Annotated in this window: 3 protein-coding genes; 2 read left to right on the forward strand and 1 reads right to left on the reverse strand. The window is 36.2% G+C overall.

All coding sequences use genetic code 11. The annotated features are described in order from the left end of the window. Together PHC28_RS16335 and PHC28_RS16340 are read left to right on the forward strand one after the other, a co-directional pair. A partial coding sequence (locus PHC28_RS16335; protein ID WP_300103167.1) for a biosynthetic peptidoglycan transglycosylase occupies positions 1 to 1,517 on the forward strand: 1,517 nt, incomplete at its 5' end. 119 nt (positions 1,518 to 1,636) lie between these two features. Continuing rightward, positions 1,637 to 3,277, forward strand: coding sequence for a DUF4139 domain-containing protein (locus PHC28_RS16340; RefSeq protein ID WP_300103169.1), 1,641 nt, complete (start codon positions 1,637 to 1,639; stop codon positions 3,275 to 3,277). A gap of 109 nt (positions 3,278 to 3,386) precedes the next feature. On the opposite strand, the gene PHC28_RS16345 is transcribed toward PHC28_RS16340, so the two are convergent. Next, positions 3,387 to 4,174: aldo/keto reductase (locus PHC28_RS16345; RefSeq protein WP_300103171.1), on the reverse strand; the 788-nt coding region annotated here is incomplete at its 5' end.

The following is a 4,174-nucleotide window of genomic DNA, read 5'->3' on the forward strand; positions in this document are numbered from 1 at the left end:
GAATCATTTCGAAAGTACTGAACTTAGTGCCCACGGATATGAAAATCGAAAATCTTTCCTTTCGATTGGATGATAATGGCAAAAAGACAACAATCAATTTCGAGAAACTACGATTAGTCAACAAACAATTGGAGACTTCGGCTTTAGTCGAAACCAACACATTCAAACAACGAATCCGAATTGAAGGTTTTGCTGATCCAAGAAACAAAACTGCCGATATTCGGTTCTTCAATAGAGATACCGGTGCCATCAAAGTGCCCTATCTTGACGAGCGTTTCAACCTAAAATCAAGTTTTGATTCCATTCGGGTAAACATTCAAAACATAGACAAATCAGGTGGCGAATTACATCTTGATGGTTTTGCGTCTATTACTAATTTTATGGTGAACCATCCTAAAATTGCCAGCAAAAATGTGGTTATAAAAAATGCAAAATTTGATTTTCGGTTCCTCTTGGGCTCTGATTTTGTTTCAGTCGACAGCAGTTCGACCGTGCAATTCAATAAGGTGAAATTTCATCCTTATCTCGCTTATGAAACCGAAAAAGATACGATTTACAAACTCAAGGTAGCTATTCCAAAAATGAAAGCGCAGGATTTTATCACTTCGCTTCCTGACGGATTATTCTCCCATTTTCAAGGAATGGAAGCCGAAGGAAATTTCGAATACAAGCTGGATTTTATGTTCAATAAAAACAAACCTGACCAACTAGTGTTTGACAGTAATTTGAAGAAAGAAAACCTGAAAATTACTAAATACGGCGAAGCTAATCTCAACAAACTTAATGGAGAATTTATCTATCGTGCCATCATCCAAAACGTGCAGCAACGTCCGATTCTAGTTGGTTCTGAAAATCCAAATTACACGCCTTTGGATCAAATTTCACCTTATTTACAAAAATGTGTTTTAACTTCTGAAGATCCATCGTTTTTCTCGCATCGTGGTTTTATCAACGAAGCCTTCAAACAATCGATTCTTAAAAATATTCGCACCAAGAAATTCTCTCGTGGCGCGAGTACGATCAGTATGCAATTAATCAAAAACGTGTTTCTTACCCGCGAAAAAACCGTGTCTCGAAAATTGGAAGAAATCTTGTTGGTTTACATTCTTGAAAACAATCGAATCGCCAGCAAAGAACGAATGCTCGAAGTCTATTTTAACGTTATCGAATGGGGGCCAAATGTCTATGGAATTGGCGAAGCAGCACATTTCTACTTCCAGAAAAGTCCAGCCGATTTAACTTTGAAAGAATGTTTGTATTTGGCAACGATTATTCCAAAACCCAGGAAATTTATGTGGCAATTTGACACCGAAGGAAAACTAAAATCCTTTGCTGTAAAACAAGAAAAATTCCTCAGCAATTTAATGTTACGAAGAGGCCTTTTGACACCTGATGACACCATTGGTCAATCGATCCCGATGCAGATTACGGGCAATGCTTATTCTCTTTTGAATATAAAAGTACCCGATTCTATTCCTGTTGATTCTCTTGCTGTTGAAGAACCATTTGAATTTTGATGGTTTAAACACAATGTTCAACGAAAAGCGCACGAAGATTTTAGTTTAAAAAAACAAAGTGTCCCAACCTTTTTACGATATTTGTTATCTATAGAAATACATCCATAAATTAACCCATTATGAAAAAATTACTTCTCTTGTCTGCCTTCTTGGTTTCGGTAATAGCATTTGCTCAAAAACCGATTTTTGTTGCTGCCAAAGTAAAAGCGGCAACCGTTTATTTCAACTCTGCCGAAATTTCGCAAACCACTTCAGCAATGCTTCCGAAGGGCACGAGTGAAATTGTGATTAAAAATGTTTCTGATTATGTAAATGAAAATACAATTCAAATTGGAGCGCCATCAACGGTTACTGTCCTCTCGGTACAATTTACTGATGATTATGTTTCGGAATATGTTATTGACGAGACCAATCCAACGATAAAAAAAGTTCGAGATAGTATTAGTTGGGTAAAAAAGGAAATCCAAAAAGTGGGAATCCAAAAGGTTTCGAATACTAAAACCATCGAACTTTTGGATAAAAACCAACAAGTTTCAGGCGTAAATTCGGGTTTAAATATGGTTGACTTAATGAAAATGGTTGATTATTATAATCTCAAAAGAACCGAAATTAGTAATGCCTTAATTTCATTGGATGAAAAAGAGAAAAAACTCAACAAACAATTATCCAGTTTAAACGCCAAACTTGAAACCAACACCAAAAATGAAGATGAAATCTCAGATGGAAAACTGATTATTCAAGTAATGAACGAAGTTGCAGGAAACGTAGATTTCGATATTAACTATTTGACCTCTGATGCTTCTTGGAAACCGTTATATGATTTGCGCGCCAACAGCATTGGAGAACCAATGGAAATGATGTACAAAGCTGAGGTAAAACAAGAAACGGGAATTGATTGGAAAAAAGTAAAACTCACTTTATCAAGCGGGAATCCTAACCAAAATAATCAAGCGCCAACTGTGAATCCTTGGTTTTTGAGATATAAAGAAGAAATAGTTCGAATAAGAGGCTATAGTTCTATGAATGCACTCCAAGGTAAAGTTGCTGGAATGCAGATTGTTGGTGATGCCAATGCAGTTGAAGCAGTTGAAGCAGATAACTCATTGCAAGAAGTAGTTGTAACTGGAGTGGGTTCAAGAATAAATGAAAACCAACTCAATGTTTCTTTCGATATTGATATTCCGTATGATATTTTATCCAATGGGAAAGCACATAGTGTAGCATTGAAAGAAATAAAAATTCCAGCAACTTACAAATATTATGCTGCGCCAAAAGTCGAAAAAGAAGCCTTTCTTATGGCAGAAATTGTCGATTATTCGAAGTATAATTTGCTCAACGGCGAAGCCAATATCATTTTCGAAGGAATGTATGTAGGTAAAACGAGGATTAACACCAATCAGACTTCAGACACCTTGAGTTTGAGTATGGGAAGAGATAAGAAAATGGCTGTCAAACGTGAAAAAGTGGCGGATAAATCAGGTACAAAATTTTTATCTTCGAAGAAAGAACAGACTTTTACGTATGATATTACCGTTCGCAACAACAAGAAAGAAGCAGCTCAATTGCTTTTGAAAGACCAATATCCATTAAGTCCAGACAAAGAAATCGAAATCGAATTATTACAAAGTGACAGTGCAAAAGTAAATGCAGAAACTGGAATTCTTACTTGGGATTTAGATTTAAAACCCAATGAAACCAAAAAAATTAGGATAAGTTACCGAGTAAAATATCCTAAAGATAAGGTGATTGATAATTTGTAAAACGACTTAACCGCAAAGTTCGCAAAGAAGGCACAAAGCACACGAAGATTTTAAAATCTGTTTTATCCGCGTTTTTGCTTTAGCAAATCCGTGTTATCTGTGTGCCATTTTAAGGTGCTGGATCTGGAATTATAGCCTGAACCGCATTGATTTCGGCAATAATTTCATCCGATAAAACAACATCAATCGTAACAATATTTTCCTTTAATTGTTCCATAGTTGTGGCGCCAATTATATTGCTAGTCACAAAAGCTTGTTGAGTCACAAAAGCCAAAGCTAATTGTGTCAAAGTCAAACCGTTTTTAGTTGCCACTTCGTTATACAATCGTGTAGCTTCAGCAGATTGTGCACTGTTGTATCTTGAAAATTGAGGAAACAAACTGATTCTAGCATTCGGATGACTTTCGCCTGACAAAAATTTTCCTGACAAAACTCCAAAAGCCAAAGGAGAATAAGCTAATAATCCCAAATTTTCTCGCATACAAACTTCGGCAGAACCGTTTTCGAAAAGTCGATTCAACAACGAATACGGGTTTTGAACTGTTTTTATTCTTGGTAAATTATTGTATTTACTTTCTTCCAGAAAACGCATAATTCCCCAAGGCGTTTCATTTGAAAGTCCAATATGTTTTATTTTTCCTTGTTTGATGAAACCATCCAATGTTTCTAAAACGGAATGAATATTGTCTTCCCAAGCGTCCTCTTGCACTTTGAAACCGCGTTGCCCAAAGAAATTCGTCTTACGTTCTGGCCAATGCAATTGATACACGTCAATATAATCCGTTTGCAAACGCGTCAAACTTTTGTCTAAAGACAAGGCAATACTTGCAGGAGAAAAATCCATATTTTCTCTGATGTAAGACAATCCAGGATTAGGCCCTGCGATTTTTGAAGCCA

This window comes from Flavobacterium sp., from assembly GCF_028712645.1.
Classification (GTDB): Bacteria; Bacteroidota; Bacteroidia; order Flavobacteriales; family Flavobacteriaceae; genus Flavobacterium.